The sequence below is a fragment of the Clostridium rhizosphaerae genome, assembly GCF_016765585.1.
GTDB lineage: Bacteria > Bacillota > Clostridia > Clostridiales > Clostridiaceae > Clostridium_AT > Clostridium_AT rhizosphaerae.
This window is the reverse complement of record NZ_JAESWC010000023.1, coordinates 1-21,908: the sequence shown is the minus strand read 5'-3', so window position 1 is coordinate 21,908 and position 21,908 is coordinate 1. Positions and strand designations below refer to the sequence as shown.

23 protein-coding genes and 2 tRNA genes are annotated in these 21,908 nt (G+C 32.9%); 23 read left to right on the top strand and 2 right to left on the bottom strand.

Features of this window, described 5'->3' with window-relative positions; genetic code table 11:
• Nucleotides 1–23 precede the first annotated feature (23 nt).
• On the top strand, nucleotides 24–674 hold the full coding sequence (locus tag JK636_RS22385) for a DUF6483 family protein (protein ID WP_202751212.1): 651 nt from the start codon (nucleotides 24–26) through the stop codon (nucleotides 672–674).
• Between the two features lie 32 nt (nucleotides 675–706).
• Here the strand turns inward: JK636_RS22385 and JK636_RS22380 are convergent, their stop codons facing one another.
• Nucleotides 707–1,561, bottom strand: a complete 855-nt coding sequence (locus JK636_RS22380) for a GNAT family N-acetyltransferase (RefSeq protein WP_202751211.1) — start codon at nucleotides 1,559–1,561, stop codon at nucleotides 707–709.
• 113 nt (nucleotides 1,562–1,674) lie between these two features.
• Between JK636_RS22380 and JK636_RS22375 the strand changes: the two genes are divergently transcribed.
• The 11 genes from JK636_RS22375 to disA all read left to right on the top strand — a co-directional run bounded on the left by JK636_RS22375 (nucleotide 1,675) and on the right by disA (nucleotide 14,424).
• Nucleotides 1,675–2,391, top strand: coding sequence for a lysophospholipid acyltransferase family protein (locus JK636_RS22375; RefSeq protein ID WP_202751210.1), 717 nt, complete (start codon nucleotides 1,675–1,677; stop codon nucleotides 2,389–2,391).
• Nucleotides 2,392–2,488: 97 nt separating this feature from the next.
• The gene (locus tag JK636_RS22370) at nucleotides 2,489–3,259 is read left to right on the top strand and encodes a hypothetical protein (RefSeq protein WP_202751209.1); all 771 of its coding nucleotides are present in this window, start codon (nucleotides 2,489–2,491) and stop codon (nucleotides 3,257–3,259) included.
• Nucleotides 3,260–3,486: 227 nt separating this feature from the next.
• Nucleotides 3,487–3,942, top strand: coding sequence for a CtsR family transcriptional regulator (locus tag JK636_RS22365; protein WP_202751208.1), 456 nt, complete (start codon nucleotides 3,487–3,489; stop codon nucleotides 3,940–3,942).
• A 63-nt stretch (nucleotides 3,943–4,005) separates the two neighbouring features.
• Nucleotides 4,006–4,521, top strand: a complete 516-nt coding sequence (locus tag JK636_RS22360) for a UvrB/UvrC motif-containing protein (protein WP_202751207.1) — start codon at nucleotides 4,006–4,008, stop codon at nucleotides 4,519–4,521.
• Nucleotides 4,522–4,557: 36 nt separating this feature from the next.
• Entirely contained in the window at nucleotides 4,558–5,592 is a 1,035-nt protein-coding gene (locus JK636_RS22355) for a protein arginine kinase (RefSeq protein WP_202751206.1), read from the top strand.
• Between the two features lie 26 nt (nucleotides 5,593–5,618).
• Nucleotides 5,619–8,078, top strand: coding sequence for an ATP-dependent Clp protease ATP-binding subunit (locus JK636_RS22350; RefSeq protein ID WP_202751205.1), 2,460 nt, complete (start codon nucleotides 5,619–5,621; stop codon nucleotides 8,076–8,078).
• Between the two features lie 87 nt (nucleotides 8,079–8,165).
• Nucleotides 8,166–10,196, top strand: a complete 2,031-nt coding sequence (locus tag JK636_RS22345; protein WP_202751204.1) for a penicillin-binding transpeptidase domain-containing protein — start codon at nucleotides 8,166–8,168, stop codon at nucleotides 10,194–10,196.
• Nucleotides 10,197–10,329: 133 nt separating this feature from the next.
• The gene (locus tag JK636_RS22340) at nucleotides 10,330–11,055 is read left to right on the top strand and encodes a GntR family transcriptional regulator (protein ID WP_202751203.1); all 726 of its coding nucleotides are present in this window, start codon (nucleotides 10,330–10,332) and stop codon (nucleotides 11,053–11,055) included.
• Nucleotides 11,052–11,813 (top strand): glucosamine-6-phosphate deaminase, encoded by a 762-nt coding sequence (gene nagB / locus JK636_RS22335; RefSeq protein ID WP_202751202.1) that lies wholly within the window; start codon nucleotides 11,052–11,054, stop codon nucleotides 11,811–11,813. Before JK636_RS22340 ends, nagB begins: the two co-directional genes overlap by 4 nt.
• Before the next feature lie 171 nt (nucleotides 11,814–11,984).
• On the top strand, nucleotides 11,985–13,349 hold the full coding sequence (gene radA, locus JK636_RS22330; protein WP_202751201.1) for a DNA repair protein RadA: 1,365 nt from the start codon (nucleotides 11,985–11,987) through the stop codon (nucleotides 13,347–13,349).
• A 10-nt stretch (nucleotides 13,350–13,359) separates the two neighbouring features.
• Entirely contained in the window at nucleotides 13,360–14,424 is a 1,065-nt protein-coding gene (disA, locus tag JK636_RS22325) for a DNA integrity scanning diadenylate cyclase DisA (protein WP_202751200.1), read from the top strand.
• A gap of 36 nt (nucleotides 14,425–14,460) precedes the next feature.
• Here the strand turns inward: disA and JK636_RS22320 are convergent, their stop codons facing one another.
• A complete protein-coding gene (locus JK636_RS22320; RefSeq protein WP_202751199.1) occupies nucleotides 14,461–14,865 on the bottom strand; it encodes a DUF1573 domain-containing protein in 405 nt (134 codons plus the stop codon).
• Nucleotides 14,866–15,015: 150 nt separating this feature from the next.
• Between JK636_RS22320 and JK636_RS22315 the strand changes: the two genes are divergently transcribed.
• From JK636_RS22315 to JK636_RS22265, 11 genes are all read left to right on the top strand, one after another.
• Nucleotides 15,016–15,498 (top strand): CarD family transcriptional regulator, encoded by a 483-nt coding sequence (locus tag JK636_RS22315; RefSeq protein WP_202751198.1) that lies wholly within the window; start codon nucleotides 15,016–15,018, stop codon nucleotides 15,496–15,498.
• A gap of 117 nt (nucleotides 15,499–15,615) precedes the next feature.
• Nucleotides 15,616–16,722 carry a PIN/TRAM domain-containing protein gene (locus JK636_RS22310; RefSeq protein ID WP_202751197.1) on the top strand — a complete coding sequence of 369 codons (1,107 nt, stop codon included), beginning with the start codon at nucleotides 15,616–15,618 and terminating at the stop codon, nucleotides 16,720–16,722.
• On the top strand, nucleotides 16,715–17,416 hold the full coding sequence (ispD, locus tag JK636_RS22305) for a 2-C-methyl-D-erythritol 4-phosphate cytidylyltransferase (protein ID WP_202751196.1): 702 nt from the start codon (nucleotides 16,715–16,717) through the stop codon (nucleotides 17,414–17,416). The genes JK636_RS22310 and ispD overlap by 8 nt, the downstream gene beginning before the upstream one ends.
• A gap of 168 nt (nucleotides 17,417–17,584) precedes the next feature.
• On the top strand, nucleotides 17,585–18,982 hold the full coding sequence (gene cysS / locus JK636_RS22300) for a cysteine--tRNA ligase (RefSeq protein ID WP_202751195.1): 1,398 nt from the start codon (nucleotides 17,585–17,587) through the stop codon (nucleotides 18,980–18,982).
• A 6-nt stretch (nucleotides 18,983–18,988) separates the two neighbouring features.
• Nucleotides 18,989–19,405 carry a Mini-ribonuclease 3 gene (locus JK636_RS22295; protein WP_202751194.1) on the top strand — a complete coding sequence of 139 codons (417 nt, stop codon included), beginning with the start codon at nucleotides 18,989–18,991 and terminating at the stop codon, nucleotides 19,403–19,405.
• A 104-nt stretch (nucleotides 19,406–19,509) separates the two neighbouring features.
• On the top strand, nucleotides 19,510–20,280 hold the full coding sequence (rlmB, locus tag JK636_RS22290) for a 23S rRNA (guanosine(2251)-2'-O)-methyltransferase RlmB (protein ID WP_338025816.1): 771 nt from the start codon (nucleotides 19,510–19,512) through the stop codon (nucleotides 20,278–20,280).
• 2 nt (nucleotides 20,281–20,282) lie between these two features.
• Nucleotides 20,283–20,795 carry an NYN domain-containing protein gene (locus JK636_RS22285; RefSeq protein ID WP_202751193.1) on the top strand — a complete coding sequence of 171 codons (513 nt, stop codon included), beginning with the start codon at nucleotides 20,283–20,285 and terminating at the stop codon, nucleotides 20,793–20,795.
• A gap of 85 nt (nucleotides 20,796–20,880) precedes the next feature.
• Nucleotides 20,881–21,510: an RNA polymerase sporulation sigma factor SigH gene (gene sigH / locus JK636_RS22280; RefSeq protein WP_202751296.1), complete on the top strand. Its 630-nt coding sequence runs from the start codon at nucleotides 20,881–20,883 to the stop codon at nucleotides 21,508–21,510.
• Nucleotides 21,511–21,582: 72 nt separating this feature from the next.
• Nucleotides 21,583–21,656 (top strand) — tRNA-Gly (locus JK636_RS22275).
• A gap of 14 nt (nucleotides 21,657–21,670) precedes the next feature.
• Nucleotides 21,671–21,746: transfer RNA gene (locus JK636_RS22270), tRNA-Thr, on the top strand.
• 62 nt (nucleotides 21,747–21,808) lie between these two features.
• Nucleotides 21,809–21,908, top strand: a 100-nt coding sequence (locus JK636_RS22265; RefSeq protein ID WP_202751192.1) for a GTP-binding protein, incomplete at its 3' end; no start/stop codon positions are given.

Genomic DNA, 21,908 nt, shown 5'->3' with positions numbered 1-21,908 from the left:
CGATGAAGGAGTGAAGATTACATATGATAAAAAACGATTATTTTAAAACAAAGATGAAACAATTGTCAGAAACAATAGCAAAGATTTTTGAGTTAAATAGAGAACAACAATTTGAAGAAAGCCATGAGATTATAGGTGAAGCTTTTAAGCAGCTATTAGGTTTAAATCAAGAGCTGGCTGAAAGTCTTTCCTATAACGATCTGATGAATTTTGTGGCCTCCTATGAATCTACTGAAGGGGGAAAGCTATTAATACTTGCTGAACTTTTAAAGCTTGATGGCGATATATTTAAGGCTGAAGGAGATGTTATGAAAGCCTTTAATTTAAATTTAAAAAGCGTTAATATTTATTCAAATGCTCTTTTAAAGGATTCTGACTTGTTGGATCAGTGCGAGGAAAATATAGAGTCAATACTTAATGATATAAATCAGTATGAGATACCCTTTGAAAGCAAGAAATTGCTTTTTCAGTATTATGAAATAGCTAAAAAATATGATAAAGCAGAAGATATATTTTATGAGCTTCTGGAGGATTCTAATAATAGTAAAGATATAGTTAACTTGGGAATAAGTTTTTATAAAAGGCTTTTAGATAAAACGGAAGAGGAGCTTGAAAAAGGAAACCTCCCCAAAGATGAGATAGAGGAGGCTCTTAACAGTCTAAGAGAAGTATAAATTTTGTACGGATGATAACATCATCCGTATTTTTATTTGTATAAAAAATATAAATAGTCCAGCTGCCAGCCACTCCATGATATAAAACCTGACTGCTTTAATTTTGTAATTATAGTTTTATCTTGTTCAGTTAATGTTGTAAATGGAGCAGATAAATCTTTATTTTTATATTTTAACAAGCAGTAATTCATAAAGGTATTTATTCCATCAAAGCTATCACCTTCAACTGCAAAATATGGCTCGTTTTTAAGCTTAATAATACCTTTATAACCATTTATAATTATAAAACTTTCATTTTCAATTAGCTCATCATACAGTTCTAATGTGGGCTTTTGGAATACAAAGGCTAAGTCCAGAAGGCCATCTCTTTTTTCTATATAATTAAGATTTGTAAATTCTTCATAAGTTAATTTCCATGACTCAACTTTAAAATCACACAAGGAGAGATTAGAATCTAAATTATCATATTCTTTATTAATAAGATACAGCTTTTTTTCTAGTTTAAAACCTAACTTTTGCATAAGCGTAATACTTTCTATAGAATCTATGTAAGTAGCAAAACCTATTTTATTTATTTTACCTTCTTGCAGATAATCTTTAGATATTTCAATGAGCTTTTCACTTAGAAGTCTGGCAATTTTCCTGCCTCTGTAATCAACATGTGTTCTTAGACCTTCAAGCCATCCAGCATTATCGTGTAGGATAGAAAATTTTCCAACACCAATAACTTTATTTTTTTCAGTATCAACCGCACCAAGAAAATAACCTTCATCATTAACCCACTTATGAAAAAGTTTAGGAAGATAATCTGAACCTTCCCAAATACTTTTCGATATATCAACTATATCATCGTAATCTTCAGGTGTTATTCTTCTAAGTTCAATCATGACAAATCCTCCTATTTATAACTTTTGTTGTTATTATAACATTACAGGAAAATTTATCAAAGTCAAAAAATATGATATAATAAGCACATTAAATAGTAAAAATGGAGGATGTTATGTTAAGAACAATTATATGGTTCATTTGGTTTTGGATATCTTTAATTTTAAGCATGCCTGCTTTATTATGGGCAAAGCTTTTAGATAAACAAAACAAAAATGAAGAAAGAATTAAAGTTGTACATAAGGCGACAAGTCTTTGGACAAGGCTGCTTATAAGTCTAAGCGGTTCTAAAATTAAAGTAATTGGTGAAGAAAACTTGCCAGAAGGTCCTGTATTATATGTAAGCAATCATCAAAGTAATTTTGATATTCCTATACTTATGACTTATGTAAATAGACCTAAAGGTTTTATAGCTAAGATTGAGCTTACAAAAATGCCTATGGTGGTATCCTGGATGAGGCAGATGAAATGTGTGTTTATGGATAGAAAGGATATAAGACAGTCAATAAGCTGTATAAACGAGGGAGCACAATATTTAAAAGAAGGCTATTCCATGGTTGTTTTTCCCGAAGGTACAAGAAGCGGCGGAGAACAAATGGGGGAGTTTAAGGCAGGGAGTTTTAAGCTTGCTTTAAAAAGCGGTGTTCCAGTTGTTCCTGTTGCCATTGATGGTTCTTATAAAATTATGGGAAAGAAAAGTCTTATAATTATGCCTGCAAAGGTTACAGTAAATATATTAGAACCAATTATTACTTCAGAACTTTCAAAAGAAGAGTCAAAAGAACTTCCAAATAGGGTACAGAATTTAATAAAAGCAACTCTTGAAAAATAACTCTATCAAATAACAAAATAAATAGTGTGTATTTAGTATAACCCTTTTGAAAAACAAATCATATATTAGTTAATGTAGATGTTTTAGGAGGGGTAAAATGCGCATTTATGCAGACCAGCTGACTAAATTGCCAATAATAGTAGAAGATGATGAGTTTATTGAAAAAGAAGAATTTGATTATGACTTTATGAGACAACCGATGCAGGACGTTAATAGAATTATTAATTTGGTTAACACTCAATTTACAAACTTATATCAGGAACTTCAAAGACATGGCCTTAACACAAATGTTACACAAAATATTTTTAAGACTGTCGTTACTTATACGGCAAACAATTACTCAAGATTTCCTGGAACTATAGAAGCAACTAGCTTATCTCTTATTAATGAACTAAAAAGAACTAATTCTTGGATATTTAATACTATGAGATACCATGGGGTCCCAGAATATCGTATTAACCAGATACTTAGAAGCATCATAGTTTTTGTACTTAATATTCTTAAGGAAGAACAACTTGATGGTTTAAATCAAAAGGCAGATAATATAACAAAACTTATAGGTCAGCGGGGCAACTTATTTAATAAGCTTCAGACTATTGATGAGAATAGAAGAGATGCTATTGTAAGAGCGGTAGTTATGTTTACATTAAGAAATATAGATATGAATCAAAGACCTTCTAATATAAAGGTAAGAGCGGCAGAAATTGCAGGTGCTTTTGAAAGAGTAAATCCGATAATAGTAAAAGAAGTTATAGCTTCAGGAATTACTATGGATCAAGCTAGAGATATTTATAGAAAGCTTGCTACCTTTACAATAAAAAATGTTTATAGTATTAGAGAAATAGATTTTGAAGATGAAGAAATATAAATATTGTAAATCAAAGGACAGATGTTAGCTTCTGTCCTTTAATTTATATGTAAAATAAGAAAAAGTGAGAGATAATTAATAATAAAGAGATATTAGCGCCTAATATTGTTTATTGATTTAAAAATGAATATTTTAGATGTTGAATAGAAAATACTAAAATACTATTATTTAATTAAGGTCAAAGAAAGTCAAAGTCGAAACATTGAAATAAAACAGGAGATGCATTTATGGCAAGACTATCTGATATAATTGAAGAATTTCTAAAGCAGCTTATTGAAGAAAGCAGTGAAGAAGAATTACAAATACAAAGAAATGAGCTAGCAAGTTATTTTAGCTGCGCTCCTTCACAAATAAATTATGTTTTAACCACTAGATTTACAATTGACAAAGGTTACTACATAGAGAGCAAAAGAGGTGGAGGGGGTTGTATTTTAATTAAAAAAATTGAATTCGGTCATCAAAAATCTCTGTTGGAAGCAATAAATGAAAAGATAGGTAATAGTTTAACCTATGAGGGAGGAGTTCAAGTTATTAATGGACTGCTTGAAGCAAACATAATAACGCATAGAGAATCAGGCCTAATGAAGATTGCCATTAGTGATAGAACCTTAGGAGTTATCGATAGCAAAAACAAACTAAGAGCGGATATATTAAAGGCAATGACAGCCACTATTATTTATTAAAAAAATATATTATGGTATAATTTACCAAGAAGTTAAATTCCTTTTGTAATTGAGGTGAAGTATATGCAATGTGAAAACTGTAAGAAAAATGAAGCTAACGTTTATCTGACTCAGATAATAAATGGCAAAAAACAAGAGTTAAGATTATGCGAGCAATGTGCAAAAGAACTAAATGGCTTTCATAGTGAAGCCAGTAATAGCCTTGGATCAGCTTTTACTTTTCAAAGTATCTTAAGCGGATTAATGGATTATATGAGTCCTTCCCAGCACATTACTAAAACCAGTGATCTGACATGTAAGAATTGTGGAACAACTTATAGTGAGTTTAAAAAGAATGGACTTCTCGGCTGCAGTAAGTGTTATGAGGAATTCAATATAAGTATAAATCCTGTTATAAAAAAGGTTCAAGGAAATATAGAGCATGTTGGAAAGCTTCCTAAAAAGATGGGTAAGGAAATAGTTGAAAAAAGGCGTCTTACTAAGCTAAAGGAAGACTTGCAGAAGGCTATAGCTAGTGAAGAGTATGAAAAGGCAGCAGAAATTAGAGATCAGATAAAATCTCTTCAAAACAATGAATAAATGAAGCTTCCAAGGGAAAAGGAGGTTAAGGAATATATGAAAAATTGGATTAAAGCTGATGATAATTATAATGTTGTTTTAAGCAGCAGGATAAGACTTGCAAGAAATCTAAGAGAGATTCCGTTTCCTGATAAATTATCAGAGGAGACAGGAAAAGATATAGTTAAAAATATTGAAGATGCTTTCTATAGCTCTTCGTATACAGAAGAAAATTATAAAAGTAAATATCTTTGGATGAACGAAGAATTAACTAACAGAGCATATTATGAAAAACATCTTATAAGTCACAAGTTATTAGGAAATTATAAAAAGTCAGCATTCATATTAGATAATGATGAAGTTGTAAGCATTATGCTTAATGAAGAGGATCATATCAGACTTCAATGTATAACCTCAGGGTTTAATTTAGATGAGACTTATGATTTAGCAAATAAACTTGATAATCTTTTAGAAGAAAAGCTGGATTATGCGTTTGATGAAAAGTTAGGTTATTTAACAGCTTGCCCTACAAATATAGGTACAGGGCTTAGAGCATCTGTAATGCTTCATTTGCCTGCTTTGTCTATGAATAATGAAATGGTAAGAATTTTAAATGTAGTTGGACAGGTGGGTATGACTATAAGAGGTTTATTTGGTGAAGGCTCTAAAGCAGAAGGTGATTTATATCAAATATCTAATCAAGTTACTTTAGGCTTAAGCGAGGAAGAAATAATTAATAATCTGAAAGCTGTTGTAGCACAGATAATAGACAGGGAACAATGGTCGAGACAGCAGCTTATGAAAGGTTATAAGTACGAGCTTCAAGATAAGGTTTATAGGTCCCTGGGGGTTTTAAGATCTGCTGTACTTTTAAATTCAGAAGAGTGTTTAAATCTTATTTCAAATGTAAGAATGGGTGTAGAAATGGGCATAATTAAGGATGTAGACGTTCAAGTATTAAATTCCTTGCTTGTTGAGACTCAGCCTGCAACACTTCAGCTTATTTCCAATGCAAAGTTGTCAGAAAAGGATAGAGATTTTAGTAGAGCTAAACTTCTAAGAAAAAGTCTTGGCGGCAATGATTTAGATTAATAAATAATTTATAGGTGGTGATTACAATGATGTTTTCAAGATTTACAGAAAGAGCACAAAAGGTCATTATGTATGCTCAACAAGAGGCTCAAAGTTTTCAACATGGTTATGTAGGTACAGAGCATATTTTGCTTGGTATTTTGAAAGAAGAAGATGGTATCGCAAGAAAAATTCTTAATAATTCAGGTATAACTATAGAAAACGTAAGTAATTTGGTTGAAGAGTATGAAGGAAAAGGTGATGCAGATCTTTATAAAAATGAAATACCGTTAACTCCAAGAACAAAGAGGCTCCTTGAACTTAGTCTTTTGGAATCAAGAAACTTAGGACATAATTATATAAGCCCAGAGCATATACTTCTTGCTCTTATAACAGAATCAGAAGGTGTCGCTTATACTATACTGAGCAATTTAGGAGCTGATTTTGATAAATTAAGAAGAGAAATTGTTGATAGTATGGCGGGAGGAACTCCTGGAGAGCAGCCAAGTATGGGAAAAGCTGCTACTCATAAAGCATCAGGGAAAGAAGCAACTCCAACTTTAGATCAATTTGGAAGAGATTTAACAAGTATGGCTGCGGAAGGAAAGCTTGACCCGGTTATAGGAAGAGATAAGGAAACGCAAAGATTACTTGAAATATTAAGTAGGAGAATTAAAAACAATCCTTGTCTTATAGGTGACCCTGGAGTTGGTAAAACAGCGGTTGTTGAAGGGTTAGCACAAAGAATTTCAGCAGGCAACATACCCGAAATATTAAAGGATAAAAGGGTAGTAACATTAGATCTTTCATCTATGGTAGCAGGTTCAAAATATAGGGGAGAATTTGAGGATAGACTTAAAAAGGTAATGGAGGAAATCAGAAAGGCTGGAAATGTTATATTATTCATTGACGAAATTCATACAATAATTGGTGCTGGTGGTGCAGAGGGAGCAATTGATGCTTCTAATATATTAAAGCCAGCTTTAGCTAGAGGAGAAATTCAATGCATAGGTGCTACAACAATTGATGAATATAGAAAACATATAGAAAAGGACTCAGCTTTAGAGAGAAGATTCCAACCAATAACCGTAGGAGAGCCAAGTAAAGAAGAAGCTCTTCAAATTTTATATGGACTTAGAGATAAATATGAAGCTCATCACAGAGTAAAAATTACAGACGAGGCAATAGGTGCAGCAGTAAACTTATCAGATAGATATATTACAGATAGATATCTTCCTGATAAGGCTATAGATCTTATTGATGAGGCTGCCGCAAAGGTTAGGATTCAAAATTTAACAGCACCTCCAGATTTAAAGCAGCTTGAAGAGCAAATAGAAAAGACAACAAAAGAAAAAGAAGATGCTATAAGTGTTCAGGATTTTGAAAAGGCAGCTAGACTTCGCGACACAGAAAAAGAATTAAGGGATAAGCTCGATGGTCAAAAACATAATTGGAGAACTCAAAATGAGGGATCAACTCATCATATTGTTGGTGAACCGGAAATTGCTGCAGTAGTTTCAAGATGGACTAATGTGCCAGTTGAGAAACTTACGGAAAAGGAATCGGAGAGGTTATTAAAGCTTGAAGAAATACTTCATAATAGAGTTATTGGTCAAGAAGAAGCTGTAAAGTCTATAGCAAGGGCAGTAAGGCGTTCAAGAGTAGGACTTAAAGACCCCAAAAGGCCAATAGGTTCATTTATCTTCCTTGGTCCAACCGGTGTAGGAAAAACAGAACTATCCAAAGCTCTCGCTGAAGCTATGTTCAGTGATGAGAATAATATGATAAGAATAGATATGTCTGAATATATGGAAAAACACACAGTATCTAGACTTATAGGTTCCCCTCCAGGATATGTGGGTTATGATGAAGGAGGACAATTGACCGAAAAGGTGAGAAGAAATCCATATTCAGTTGTTCTTTTTGATGAAATAGAAAAAGCTCACCCAGATGTATTTAATATTCTTCTTCAAATACTTGAAGATGGAAGACTTACAGATGGAAAAGGAAAAACTGTTGATTTTAAAAATACTATTATAATAATGACTTCAAATGTAGGCGCAACCACAATTAAAAAGCAAAAGACTCTAGGCTTTGCAGCATACAGTGAGAAAGAAGCGGAAAATGAATACGAAAAGATGAAGGAAAATGTTATGGATGAATTAAAACGTTCCTTCAGACCAGAATTTTTGAATAGAATTGATGACATTATCGTATTCCATCAGCTTGCAGAAGGAGACTTAAAGTATATTGTTAAGCTCATGCTTAAAACTGTAGCAGAAAGAATTAAAGAGCAGGATATAGAACTTATTTTTGATGAGGGTTCTGAAGATTATCTTGCTAAAGAAGGTTTTGATCTAACCTATGGTGCAAGACCACTTAGAAGAGCTATAACGAAGGCTGTAGAAGATAAGCTTTCAGAAGAAATATTAAAAGGAAATATTAAAAAAGGTGATAAAGTAAAGGTTGCTGCTTTAGAAAACGGGTTGAGTTTTACAAAAGCTTAAGATAAAATAAAGTTATATAGCTATGGAAGGGCATAAGACATATAGTTTTATGCTCTTTCTAATAAAATTAAAAGGAGAGTTAGAGTGGTGAAATATAAAAAATATTTAGCAGGCGGCCTACTGCTGCTATCTTTAGTTTCTTTTTCAGGATGCTCTAAGGCTAAAGACCCAAAGGGTAGTTTTCAAGAATACATAGGGTATCTTCAGAAGAGTGATTACTCGTCCATGTACAAGCTTGTATCTTCAGATACCAAAAAAAGTGTTGATGAAAAGTATTTTGTAGATAGATATAAGAATGTTTATGGGACTGCAAAAGTAAGTAAAATATCTATTACTCCAGAGTATCCAGAAAAACTTAAAGAGGATAACGGAAAGGTTCATTTTCCAGCGGAGATTACTTTGGAAACACCTATAGGAATAAAAAAATTTACCTATGAGGTTAATTTGACAAAGGAAAAGCAGGGAAAAAGTAATGAGTGGTTTTTAAATTGGGATGAAAAAATGCTTTTACCAGAGCTAGATAAAGGCGAAGGAGTTAAGTACGAAAAGAAACTAGGAAAGCGTGGAGAAATAACAGATAGAAATAACCAAGGCTTAGCTGTTAATAGTGAGGCTAATATTATTCAAGTAGTTCCTAAGGAAATAGAAGCTGATAGAGCAAATACAATATCTCAATTAGCAGCTATCTTAGGAGTTGGAACAGATGAAATAGAAAGCAAGCTTAAGGGGAAATATGAAACTGAACATCCTGACCAAGCTGTAAATATTATGTATGTATCAAGGAATGAAATGGATAAGATTCTTAAAGCAAGGGACACACTAAAAGGTGTTAAAACTCCAAAAGCTAATTCTCTTATAAGGGAATATCCGTTGAAGGAAGCTGCAGCTCAGCTGACTGGTTATGTTGATACTATTAATAAAGAAGAGCTTGATAAATATAAGGATCAAGGTTATGATTCCAACGATATTATAGGTAAGACAGGGCTTGAATCTTTTTTTGAAAAAAGACTCAGGGGTGAAGTTGGAGGAACACTTTATACTTCTGATGACAAAGGCAATAAAAAAGATATTATTTTAGAAAAAGCACCTGTGGATGGTGAAAATATCAAGTTAACAATTGATGCTAAGCTGCAAAACAGCATATATGGCCAGTTATCAGGAAATACGGGAACAGCAGTGGCAGTTCAACCTAAAACAGGAGAAGTTTTAGCAATGGTAAGTACTCCTTCCTTTAATCCTAATACTCTGGCTAATGAAATAAGCAACAAGTATTATTTATCATTAGAAAATGATGCAGGAAAGCCTCTTTTAGCAAGATTTGCAGGAAATGTAGTTCCAGGATCTACATTTAAACCTATTACTGCTGCAATTGGACTTAAAACAGGAAAGCTAGATCCGTCAAAGGAATTAAATATTACAGGAAGCGAGTGGCAAAAAGACTCTTCTTGGGGAACATATAAGATAAAGAGAGTTCATGCGGATGATACTTCTGTAAATTTATTGGATGCATTTGTGACTTCTGACAATATATACTTTGCAAGGACAGCATTAGACATACAAAAAGATAACTTCTTAAATGGTGCAAAAGAGTTTGGTATAGGAGAAAAAATATCTTTCCCATATACAATGGCCCCTTCACAGATAGGAAAGCTTGATAAGGATGTAGAGCTTGCAGACAGCGGTTATGGTCAAGATAAAGTGCTTATGAATCCTCTGCATATGGCTATGATTTATACTTCCTTTGTTAACGATGGAAATATACTGAACCCTATCTTAGATATGAAAGATAAGGCTGACACTCCTAAGGTTTGGAAGGCAAATGTTTTTTCAAAGGATGTTGCTGATACTATAACAAAAGACTTAATACAGGTAGTAGAAAGAGGAACAGGGAAAGATGCAAAGATACCAGGCTTAAACCTAGCAGGAAAAACTGGAACTGCAGAAGTTAATAAGGTTGAACAAAACACAAAAGGAAAAGAGAACGGATGGTTTGCAGCATATAATACTGATGACCCTAAACTTACTGTTGTAATGATGATTGAAGACACTCAAGATAAAGGTGGAAGTGGATATGTTGTACCGAAAGTTAAAAATGTAATACAAAGTTACCTGAAATAAGTGAAGAATGAGGAATGAAAAACAAAATTTCATTCCTCATTTTTTATTTTATAAATTGAAATTACTTTACAACTGGTCTAGACATCTATAGGTATATAGATTATAATGTAGGTAAGCAAGCGGGGTGATTAATATGCTTATAGATAAAAATAGTCCCATTCCTGTTTATTATCAATTAAAAGAAGACATTAAGGGGAAAATAAGCAAGGGAATATGGCAGGTTGGCCAATGCATTGATAGTGAGAGAGAATTATCAGAACAATATAATGTGAGCAGAATGACTGTGCGTCAGGCACTTGGAGAGCTTGCTCAAGAAGGTATACTTCATAGAGAAAAAGGAAAAGGCACCTTTGTTTGTGAACCAAAAGTAAAGCAAAGGGATATTATGAGTTTCTCAGATATGGTTAAAAAGATGGGGCTTAAATTAACTACTGAGGTAAATAAATTTGAAAGGATACATACTCCTGATTTTTTGTTGGATTTGCTTCAGTTTGAAGATATTTATAAAATTGACAGACTTAGAATTGTAGAAGGAGAAGTAATAGCAAACGAGATTATTTATATTCCATGCGATTATTGCGGTTATGTAAATGAAGAAAGACTTAAATATTCTTTTTATGAGATTCTAAAAGATTATGGATATGTTATAGATCACTCGGAAGCTTCGATGCAGGCTGTTTTAATGGATGAAGATTACAAACAAATATTTAGAACAGATAAAGTTATCCCCTTGATAAAATCCTTCAGCAAAAACATAACATCAGAGGGAAAGCTTTTATTTGTGGAAGAATCAGTTTATAGATCTGATAAATATGTCTTAGAAGTAAATATATTTAGGAGAGAGGGGAAAATAAGATGAAAGTAATAGTAGCACCAAATTATGAAGAAATGAGCAAAATAGCAGCTAAGGAGATAGCAAAGCTTCTCTATGTAAAGCCCAATGCAGTTCTTGGACTTGCAACAGGAAGCACACCTGAGGGGGTATATAGAGAATTAATAGAACTGAATAAAGCAGAAAGAGTAGATTTTTCAAAAGCTACTTCCTTTAATTTAGATGAATATAAAGGATTGAAAGGTGACCATCCTCAAAGTTATAGATATTTTATGAATTCAAAGCTTTTTAATCACGTTAATATCGATAAGAATAAAACTCATGTTCCAAGCGGGGTTGCAGAAAATATAGAAAAAGAATGTAAGGAATATGATGAATCTATAGAGAAGGCAGGAGGCATAGATCTTCAGCTTTTAGGTATAGGAACTAATGGTCATATAGGCTTTAATGAGCCATCTGATTTTTTAAATTTAAATACTCATGAAACTGATTTAACTGAAGATACTATAAAAGCCAACTCAAGATTTTTTGATAGTATAGATGAAGTTCCCACTAGAGCAATAACAATGGGACTTGGAAGTATAATGAAGGCAGATAAAATAATACTGCTTGCGAGCGGGGAAAAGAAGGCAGATATTATTGCTAAGCTCGTTGAAGATAAAATAAGCACAAGAGTCCCAGCTTCAATGCTTCAGGTTCATCAAAATGTTTTAGTAATAGTTGATAATGCTGCTGCTTCTTTACTAAAGAATAGCTCAAATAATGAAATTGAATACGTAAAATAATATGAAAACCTGTAGTGTTATAATAACTTCTACAGGTTTTTATTCATATAAATTATTAACTTGATTAATAGGTGATTAAAGAGGAAAATATATAAATAGTATTATAGTTTGAAAGTTTCTTAAGTTATGATTATAATATTATATCTACAAAGGTATAAGGGAGATATTTTTATGGCAAAAATAAAGAATGTATTTGTATGCCAAAATTGCGGATATGAAACACCCAAGTGGATTGGAAAGTGCCCGAGTTGTGATTCATGGAACAGTATGGCTGAAGAACAAAAAAATACTGCACAGGATTTTCAAAGAGCAGTTACTATCAGCAGCGGTAATAAGCCAAAGAGCATACTTAATATAAAGTCAAGTGAATATGAAAGATTTGATACTGGAATATCTGAACTAAACAGAGTATTAGGCGGAGGACTCGTAAGAGGTTCACTGACATTAATATCAGGAGATCCTGGTATAGGGAAATCTACTCTGCTTCTTCAAAGTGCAAGCAACATATCAAAGAAGTATGGAAAGGTACTTTATGTATCAGGAGAAGAATCTGAAGAACAAATAAAAATGAGAGGGGATAGGCTTGAAGTAAATGCATCAGAGCTCTACATACTTTCTGAAACTAATATTGACGTTATTGAAGAGCATGTGAATGAAATACAACCTATATTTGTAATAATAGATTCGATACAGACTTTATTTAAGACTTCATTAACTTCAGCTCCTGGAAGCGTTTCGCAAGTGAGAGAATGTTCAAGTGATTTAATGAGACTTGGAAAAACTAAAAATATACCATTTTTTATAGTAGCTCATGTAACTAAGCAGGGGGAGCTCGCCGGTCCCAGGGTACTTGAACATATGGTTGATACAGTGCTTTCTTTTGAAGGGGAGAGAACAGAAGAATTTAGGATTTTAAGAACTATAAAAAATCGTTTTGGAACTACAAGTGAAATTGGAGTTTTTGAGATGGTAAATGAGGGGCTTAAAGAAATTACAGATCCATCAAGGGTTTTTCTTGAAGAAAGCAGCACCACAAAAGAGGGCGCCGTCGTAATAGGAGTGATGGAGGGAACAAGACCTATATTAGTAGAAATTCAGGCTTTGGTTAGTGAAACAAAAGCTGTAATGCCAAGAAGAACTGCTGTTGGCGTTGATAATTCAAGACTAAATCTTATACTTGCTGTTTTGGAGAAAAAACTTAGAATTCCATTTTATAATTGCGATGTGTATGTTAATGTTGTTGGAGGACTAAATATAGACGGTACCTATGGTGACTTAGGTCTAGCTATGGCTCTTATTTCTAGTATTAAGGGAAAAGAGTTAAGCATAGAGAAATCTTTAATAATTGGAGAAGTAGGGCTTACAGCAGAGGTTAGACCGGTATCCTATTGTGACAGACTAGTGAATGAAGGCATGAAAATGGGATTTAAAAATGTAGTTATACCATATAGAAACAGAGAAAAGGTTTCTGTTAAGGATGCGAACGTTATATTAGTTTCCTCTCTTAAAGAAGCTTTAAACAAAGTTTTTAAGTAGGGTGATTTATGTGAGAATTGAAAAGGACAGAGAACTTTTAAGTATTTTAAAAATCATGGCACCTGGTACAGCATTAAGAGAGGGTTTAGAGAATGTATTAAGAGCTAAAACTGGAGGACTTATAGTATTAGGTGACAGCGAACAGGTTCTTGATATTGTTGATGGAGGCTTTGCCATTAATTCGGATTATACACCGACATATATTTATGAACTTGCTAAAATGGATGGTGCCATCGTAATAAGCAGTGATTTAAAAAAAATATTATTTGCTAATACACAGCTAGTTCCAGATTCAAGTATACCAACCTTTGAAACAGGTACCAGACACAGAACTGCTGATAGAGTTGCAAAAGAAACTGGTGCAATAGTTATTGCTATTTCACAAAGGAGAAACATTATTTCTATTTATAAAGGAAATGTTAAGTATATATTGAGAGACAGCAGCGTTATCTTAAGTAAAGCAAACCAGGCGCTTCAAACCTTGGAAAAGTATGTATCAGTATTAGACAGAGTTATAAGCAACTTGAATCTACTAGAATTTCAAGATTTGGCTACTTTGTTTGATGTAATAACAGCTATTCAAAGAACAGAAATGGTTTTAAGAATTGTAAGCGAAATAGAAAGATACATATGTGAACTTGGTAATGAAGGCAGATTAATATCTATGCAGCTTAATGAGTTAATCAAGTCTGTCGAACAAGATGGCATATTTTTAATTAGAGACTATTGTCAAAGCAACTTAGATTATAATGAAATATATATTCAAATACAAAATATTTCGTCAGAAGAATTGCTTAATTTAGATGTAATTTCAAAAATGCTTGGATATACTGGTGTTCCTTTAGTAGATACTTTTATATCTCCTAGAGGGTATAGAATGTTAAACAAGATTCCAAGAATACCATCAGGGGTCATAGAAAATCTTATTAAAAGATTTAAAGAGCTTAAAGGTGTTATGGAAGCTTCATATGAACAGCTTGATAAGGTTGAGGGTATTGGGGAAGCAAGAGCAAAGGCTATAAAAAATGGACTTAGAAGACTAAGAGAGCAGATTATGATAGATAAGCCAATATAAATAAAAGCAGCATCAAGTGAGTGATGCCGCTTTTATTTATCTTAATGAGAATTTACCTAAAGTGTCTATCCTGTCATATTCCTTTAAAAGAATATCGTATAGATTTAAATCCAGCAGGTTGCATAAAGAAGCCAGATAAAACATGTGATTTCCTATTTCACGTTCTAATACATCTCTGCAGTTTTCACATGTTGTTCCAGAAAGATGAGTTTGAAGTTGATGCTTTAGTGATTCAATATCTACATCATCGGTATGTAATGGCATCTCCTGTTTTTTAGCTTCTACTTGCATGCAGCCACAATTGGTAACAGTTTTTGCAACTGCTCTGTTAATTCTGGCTTCTGACTCTTGAAGTTTTGTCATTATATCTAAAATACTTCTATGTCTTAGTAAAGATTCGTTAACAGAGTTTTGAAAATCATCGAAGATAACGTCCTTCATCTAGTTTCAACCCCTTAAAAAAGTTTCAAACTTTTGCTTACAATTTAATTATAAGATTTTATTGATAATTTTGTCAATCAACCATAGGACAAATTTCAATCTACATTTATATAATAAAGCAGAAACAATTTTATGAATAGGGGGATAATTATGTTAAGTGTTGGAAGCAAGATATTCGTACCAAGCTATGGAGCAGGAATTGTGAGTACTGTTGAATTTAGAAAAGTATATGATACTATATATAAGTTCGTTGATGTTACAATGATGATAGATAATATTAGTTTATCAATACCTGTTAGCAGGATTGAAGCATATAGAGTAAGAGAGATTGTAACTAAAGATAGGCTTGAAAAGTGTTTATCTATAATATCACTTGAATGTGCTATAATAGAAAAGAAGTGGAATAAAAGATACAGACAAAATAATGATAAGATATATAATGGGACTTTAGAAGGCGAGTGCGAGGTTCTAAGGGATTTATATCATTTAAAAAGGAAAGGGTTAATGCCGCCTGGAGAACAAAAAATACTGGATAAGGCTGAAGCTCTTATTGCCAGCGAAACTATGCTTGTATTGGATATAACTCTTAAAGAGGCTTATGAAATTATAAGAAATCTAGATAAAAATTCTTAAATAAATTATTAAATAAGGCCATCAATTCTTGAAATATATACTTTATTAAGTTATATTAAATAATAAAGGATTTAAATTTGTAAAATTTGTTAATAATTTTATGAGGAGGTGATTTTTTTGTTAAAAAAGATTCTAAGAGGTCTTTTTACTATAATTGGACTTATACTGGGATTTGTTATTGGTCGACTTTTATTAAACCCAGAGTATTTTTCAAAATTAGATTATTTTAACAATAATATCATACTAAAGATTTTGTTTTTAACCATATGTACACTTGTTTTTGGATTTATTCTCTTTTTAGTATCGCCGTGGATTAATAAGATTATATTTACTGCAATTGACTACATGGAGAAGAGCATTCAGAAAATACCTGCAAATGAAATCCTTTTTGGTACTGCAGGAGCTATATCAGGTCTTGTTATTGCAGCTTTACTTGGAGCGTTATTTGCACATGTATCTTTCTTTTGGACTATTGTAGCTGTAGTACTGGCAATAGTCATGGCATCAATAGGAGCAGATATTGCTGTTAGAAAAAGAGAAGAATTGGTGGCGATTTTCTCTAATATAAGGAAATCAGGAAGTGCAAAGGACAAAAAAGGAAAAGGGTCATTAAAAGGCGATGCTAAGGTTTTAGATACTTCAGTTATCATAGATGGAAGAATATTTGACATTTGTCAAACAGGATTTATTGAGGGATCCCTAATAATTCCTAATTTTGTTCTAGAAGAGCTAAGACACATAGCCGATTCTTCCGATGGGCTAAAAAGAAACAGAGGAAGAAGAGGATTAGATATTCTTAATAAGATTCAAAAGGAATTAAATATTGATGTTCAAATTTATGAAAAAGACTTTCCAGATATAGCTGAAGTAGACAGTAAGCTTTTAAAGCTGGCTCAAGTTTTAAATGGCAAGGTTATAACAAATGATTATAATTTGAACAAGGTTGCAGAATTTCAGGGAGTTCCAGTACTGAATATAAATGAGCTGGCAAATGCAGTTAAGCCTGTAGTTTTACCAGGAGAAGAAATGAGAATTCAGATAATCAAGGATGGAAAGGAATCGGGACAAGGTATTGCTTATCTTGATGATGGTACCATGATTGTTGTTGAAGGAGGAAAAAGGCATATTGGAGAAACTATGGATGTTATAGTTACTTCTGTACTTCAAACTGCAGCAGGAAGAATGATTTTTGCTAAACGTAAAGAGGATTTTGAAAATGAGTAAAGTCAGCGCAGTAATAGTTGCCGCAGGTAAGGGAACAAGAATGAAAGCTGATATTAATAAGCAATTTCTTAATATAAAGGGTAAACCTATTCTTTATTACACACTAAAAGCTTTTGAAGCTTGTGAGTTGGTTGACGAAATAGTTTTAGTAACTGCGAAAGATAAAAAACAGTATTGTATGGATGAGATTGTTAAAAAATACGGTATAAACAAAATTTCAGCCGTTGTTGAAGGTGGAAAGGAAAGGCAGCACTCAGTATTTAATGGATTAAAGGCAGTTAAAAAAAGTGATGTTGTTCTTATCCATGATGGCGCCAGACCATTTGTTGATAGAAGTACAATTGAAGAAGGTATAATCAATGCTGAAAAATATGGAGCGTGCACGTGCGGTGTCAAGCCCAAGGATACTATAAAATATGTTGATCAAAATGGATTTTCTATTGATACTTTAGATAGAAATTCTCTTTTTCAAGTTCAAACGCCGCAGTGTTTTAAGTATGATTTAATTTTAGCCTGTCATGAAAAAGGAATAAATGAAGGTATTACGGTTACTGATGATACTAGCGTTGTAGAACATTATGGTCATAAAGTATATCTTTATGAGGGAAACTATGACAATATAAAAATAACTACACCTGAAGATTTAATCATCGGAGAAAGAATATTAGAACATTTATCAGTTGACGTACTTTAAATTAGTATATATAATTTCACTGTAATGATTTTTAACTCACCTTAAAAGGTGAGTTTTATTTTATTAATTTACATGTCGTATAGAAATTTATTGTGTGGTAGAATATTATAGTATAAATATATAAGTTTTTATACTACATAGAAGATAAATACCAGGAGGTAAAATGTAATGAAGATATATAATACATTAACCAAGAAAAAAGAGGAATTCATACCGATAACCTCAGGTGAGGTTAAGATGTATGTATGCGGTCCTACTGTATATAATTTTTTTCATATAGGTAATGGAAGGACTTTTATAGTTTTTGATGCATTCAGAAGATATTTAGAATATAGAGGGTATAGCGTTAAATTTGTCCAAAATTTTACCGATATTGATGACAAGATGATAAAGAAGGCTAATGAGGAAAATACAACAGTTAGGGAATTAGGGGACAGATTTATAAATGAGTATTACAAGGATGCAGATGCTTTAAATATAAAGAGAGCTTCAATAAATCCAAGAGCAACTGAATTTATCGATGAAATTGTTGATTTTGTAAAAGATTTAGTTGATAGAGGATATGCTTATGAGGTAGATGGAGATGTATACTTTAGTACTAAAAAGTTTAATGATTATGGCAAACTTTCTGGGCAAAAATTAGATGACCTTCAAGCAGGTGCAAGAATCAGTGTTGATGAAAGAAAGAAGGACCCAATGGATTTCGCTGTTTGGAAAAAACAAAAACCGGGAGAGCCAGCATGGGAAAGCCCTTGGGGACTTGGAAGACCAGGATGGCATATTGAGTGTTCTTGTATGGCTCATAAGCTTTTAGGCGAAACTATTGATATTCATGCTGGAGGGGAAGATTTAGTATTTCCACATCATGAAAATGAGATAGCCCAAAGTGAAGCAAGATCAGGTAAAACATTTGCCAACTATTGGATTCACTCGGCGTTTATAAATGTTGACAATAGAAAAATGTCAAAATCACTTAATAACTTTTTCACAGCTAGAGAAATATTGAAAAATTATGATCCAGATGTAGTAAGGTTGTTTATGTTATCTGGGCATTACAGAACCCAGCTGAACTTCAGTGTAGATCTTTTAGACTCAGCGAAAGCTTCGCTTGAAAGACTTTATAATGCTGTAGGAAATCTTGAAAGCCTTTTAGAAGAAGTCAACGCAGAAACAATGAGTGATGAAGAAAAAACTTATAAGATTAATCTAGACAGCTATAGAGATAAGTATATAGAAAAGATGGATGATGATTTTAATACAGCAGATGGTATTTCAATAATTTTTGATTTAGTAAGAGACATAAACAGTAATATTGACATCAATTCTTCAAAGGAGTTGATTAAATATTCGTTAGAGCTTATAAGAGAACTTGGTCAGCCGCTTGGAATACTTCAAAAGTCTACTAAAGGAAGCCTTGAAGATGAAATTGAGGAATTAATCGCTCAAAGACAACAAGCAAGAAAAGAAAAAAAATGGGATCTTTCAGATAAAATAAGAGATGACTTAAAATCCAGAGGAATTGTACTTGAGGATACCCCACAGGGAGTAAGGTGGAAGAAGGTTTAAAACAATATGGAGTTTGATATACTTAAAGATAAATTCAATGTCCAGGATGCAAAAATGCTTAATCCATTGGTGCTTGCATTTATAGGGGATGCTATCTATGAGGTTTTTATACGAACTTATCTTGTAAATAGAAATAGGGAATTGTCTGTACATAAGCTTCATGTAGAGGCAATTTCCTATGTAAAGGCTCATGCACAAAGTGAATTTATTAAGCAAATGGAGTCTGAATTGACAGATGATGAAATAAGCATGTTTAAAAGAGGTAGAAATTCGAAGTCTGGAACTGTACCAAAGAATGCAGATATGCAGGAATATCGTGCAGCTACAGGTTTTGAAGCAATGTTAGGATATTTATATATTACAGAGCAAAACGATAGATTGAATTACATTCTTAATAAAATAGTACAGATAAAAGCAGAATGATATGAAGTTTCCACAAAGGAAGGGATAATGTGAAAAAGGATTTCCGTGATAATAAAAACAAAGAAGTGAAGGTAAATAGAAGGCCGTTAAAAAATGACGTTAATATTAAGGAAAAGAAAGAAGAATTGCCAGTTAGAGAAGATTTAATTGAAGGAAGAAATGCTGTCATTGAGGCACTAAAATCTGATAGAACAATAGAGCAAATATTTGTAGCGAAGGGCGATGTAGAAGGTTCTATTAATCTAGTATTAGCTTTAGCTAGAGATAAGCACATAGTCGTTAAAGAAGTAGATAGAAAAAAGCTTGATTCCATGTCCATATCTAATGCGCATCAAGGAGTTATTGCTATAGTTACTCCGTATAAATATTTTGAAGTTGAAGATATGCTAAAGCTTGCAGAAGAAAAAAATGAGAAGCCTTTTATTATAATATTAGATGAGATAGAAGATCCTCATAATTTTGGAGCAATAATAAGAAGTGCTGAGGTATGTGGGGCTCATGGTATAATTATTCCTAAGAGAAGAAACGTTGGAATAACACCTGTAGTTTATAAATCATCAGCCGGTGCTATTGAGCATATGAAGATAGCTAAGGTTACAAACATTAATACCGCTATCGATGAACTTAAAGATAGAGGTATATGGATATATGGTGCAGATATGGACGGAGAAAGCTACTGCTTTGATGTTGATTTTAGTGGAGCCTTGGCTTTAGTAATTGGTAGTGAAGGGAAAGGCGTTTCAAAGCTTACAAAGAGTAAATGCGATGTGCTTACTAAAATACCAATGGTAGGAAGCATAAATTCCCTAAACGCCTCTGTAGCTGGCGGAATTATGATGTACGAAATTTTAAAGCAAAGATTTAATAGGAAATAAAGTTGAGAAATATTTTCGTTGATGGATATAACGTCATAAACAGCTGGCCTGAGCTTAGAGATATAAAAGATTATAGTTTTGAAGCGGCAAGGCAAAAGCTTATAGATTATTTGCAAAATTATGCCGCTTTCAAAGGTTATAAGATAATACTTGTATTTGATGCCCATATGGTTAGTGGAAGCTTGCAAAAGAAGGAAAAGATAAGTGAGCATTTGTCTGTAGTATATACAAAGGAAGGGGAAACTGCAGACACATATATTGAGAAAACCATTGACAGTATTGGACGAAAAACGGAAGTATGTGTAGTAACCTCTGATTCCCTGGAACAACAGCTAGTATTTCAGAGAGGTGCAATAAGGATATCATCACTTGAGTTTTATTTTGATGTTAAAGAGACTGAAAACAGAATAAGTGTTAAAACTCAAAAAAAGTATTCAGAGAAAAGACACCTGTTAGAAGATAGAATTCAAAAGGATGTTTTGGAAAAACTTGAAAAAATACGTAGAAGCCGATAAAATCCCTTGACGAAAAAAATATTTGTAATGTATAATCAGTGTTAAGGCGTTGTGTTGCTTTGGGGGGGATATTGTGGAAAACAGGATGAGTTTTGCTAAAAATTATTATGGTTTTGAAGATAAGCTGGACGAAGAAATCGTTATCGAGGCAAAAAAAGGTGATATTAGGGCTCAGGAATATTTAATTAGTAAATATCAGAATTTTGTAAAGGCTAAAGCAAAATCTTACTTTCTGATAGGTGCCGACAAAGAGGACATTTATCAAGAGGGAATGATTGGGCTTTATAAGGCTATTAGAGATTTTAAGTCGGATAAGCTAGCTTCATTTAAAGCTTTTGCTGAACTTTGCGTTACAAGACAGATTATCACTGCAATAAAAACTGCAACTCGTCAAAAACATATACCGTTAAACACATATATATCTTTAAACAAGCCGATTTATGATGAAGAATCTGACAGAACGCTTTTGGATATATTATCTATGGCTAAAGTAACAGATCCGGAAGAGCTTATTATAAGCCAGGAAGAACTTAAGTACATAGAAGGAGAGATAGGAGAGGTTTTATCAGATTTGGAGATGGAGGTATTGTCTTCATATTTAGATGGAAAATCCTATCAGGAAATTGCTTGTGATTTAAACAGACATGCAAAGTCAATTGATAATGCTCTTCAAAGAGTGAAAAGGAAACTTGAAAAGAGTTTATATGGAAAGTAAAAATACATATTGACATATGTGCTTCTATATATTAAAATTAGTAATTGGTATGTGACATTTAGTTGCATATGGGCGGGTGTAGCTCAATGGCAGAGCCCTAGCTTCCCAAGCTAGTTACGAGGGTTCGATTCCCTTCACCCGCTCCAGAAAAGTTTAAATTGCCCATGTAGCTCAGTCGGCAGAGCGTCACCTTGGTAAGGTGGAGGTCACCGGTTCAATCCCGGTCATGGGCTCCAATAAATATTTTTAATTAACAACACACCAGGGTGAGTGTATTTGAAAAAGGAGGAACAAAAAAATGGCAAAGTCAAAATTTGAAAGAAACAAACCTCACGTTAATATTGGAACAATAGGACACGTAGACCACGGTAAGACAACATTAACAGCAGCAATAACAA

Bases quoted from the DNA above. Each gene is read 5' to 3' on its own strand.
- JK636_RS22385 (WP_202751212.1), top strand. From the start codon at position 24: ATGATAAAAAACGATTATTTTAAAACAAAGATGAAACAATTGTCAGAA.
- JK636_RS22380 (WP_202751211.1), bottom strand. From the start codon at position 1,561: ATGATTGAACTTAGAAGAATAACACCTGAAGATTACGATGATATAGTT.
- JK636_RS22375 (WP_202751210.1), top strand. From the start codon at position 1,675: ATGTTAAGAACAATTATATGGTTCATTTGGTTTTGGATATCTTTAATT.
- JK636_RS22370 (WP_202751209.1), top strand. From the start codon at position 2,489: ATGCGCATTTATGCAGACCAGCTGACTAAATTGCCAATAATAGTAGAA.
- JK636_RS22365 (WP_202751208.1), top strand. From the start codon at position 3,487: ATGGCAAGACTATCTGATATAATTGAAGAATTTCTAAAGCAGCTTATT.
- JK636_RS22360 (WP_202751207.1), top strand. From the start codon at position 4,006: ATGCAATGTGAAAACTGTAAGAAAAATGAAGCTAACGTTTATCTGACT.
- JK636_RS22355 (WP_202751206.1), top strand. From the start codon at position 4,558: ATGAAAAATTGGATTAAAGCTGATGATAATTATAATGTTGTTTTAAGC.
- JK636_RS22350 (WP_202751205.1), top strand. From the start codon at position 5,619: ATGATGTTTTCAAGATTTACAGAAAGAGCACAAAAGGTCATTATGTAT.
- JK636_RS22340 (WP_202751203.1), top strand. From the start codon at position 10,330: ATGCTTATAGATAAAAATAGTCCCATTCCTGTTTATTATCAATTAAAA.
- nagB (WP_202751202.1), top strand. From the start codon at position 11,052: ATGAAAGTAATAGTAGCACCAAATTATGAAGAAATGAGCAAAATAGCA.
- radA (WP_202751201.1), top strand. From the start codon at position 11,985: ATGGCAAAAATAAAGAATGTATTTGTATGCCAAAATTGCGGATATGAA.
- JK636_RS22320 (WP_202751199.1), bottom strand. From the start codon at position 14,865: ATGAAGGACGTTATCTTCGATGATTTTCAAAACTCTGTTAACGAATCT.
- JK636_RS22315 (WP_202751198.1), top strand. From the start codon at position 15,016: ATGTTAAGTGTTGGAAGCAAGATATTCGTACCAAGCTATGGAGCAGGA.
- ispD (WP_202751196.1), top strand. From the start codon at position 16,715: ATGAGTAAAGTCAGCGCAGTAATAGTTGCCGCAGGTAAGGGAACAAGA.
- cysS (WP_202751195.1), top strand. From the start codon at position 17,585: ATGAAGATATATAATACATTAACCAAGAAAAAAGAGGAATTCATACCG.
- JK636_RS22295 (WP_202751194.1), top strand. From the start codon at position 18,989: ATGGAGTTTGATATACTTAAAGATAAATTCAATGTCCAGGATGCAAAA.
- sigH (WP_202751296.1), top strand. From the start codon at position 20,881: ATGAGTTTTGCTAAAAATTATTATGGTTTTGAAGATAAGCTGGACGAA.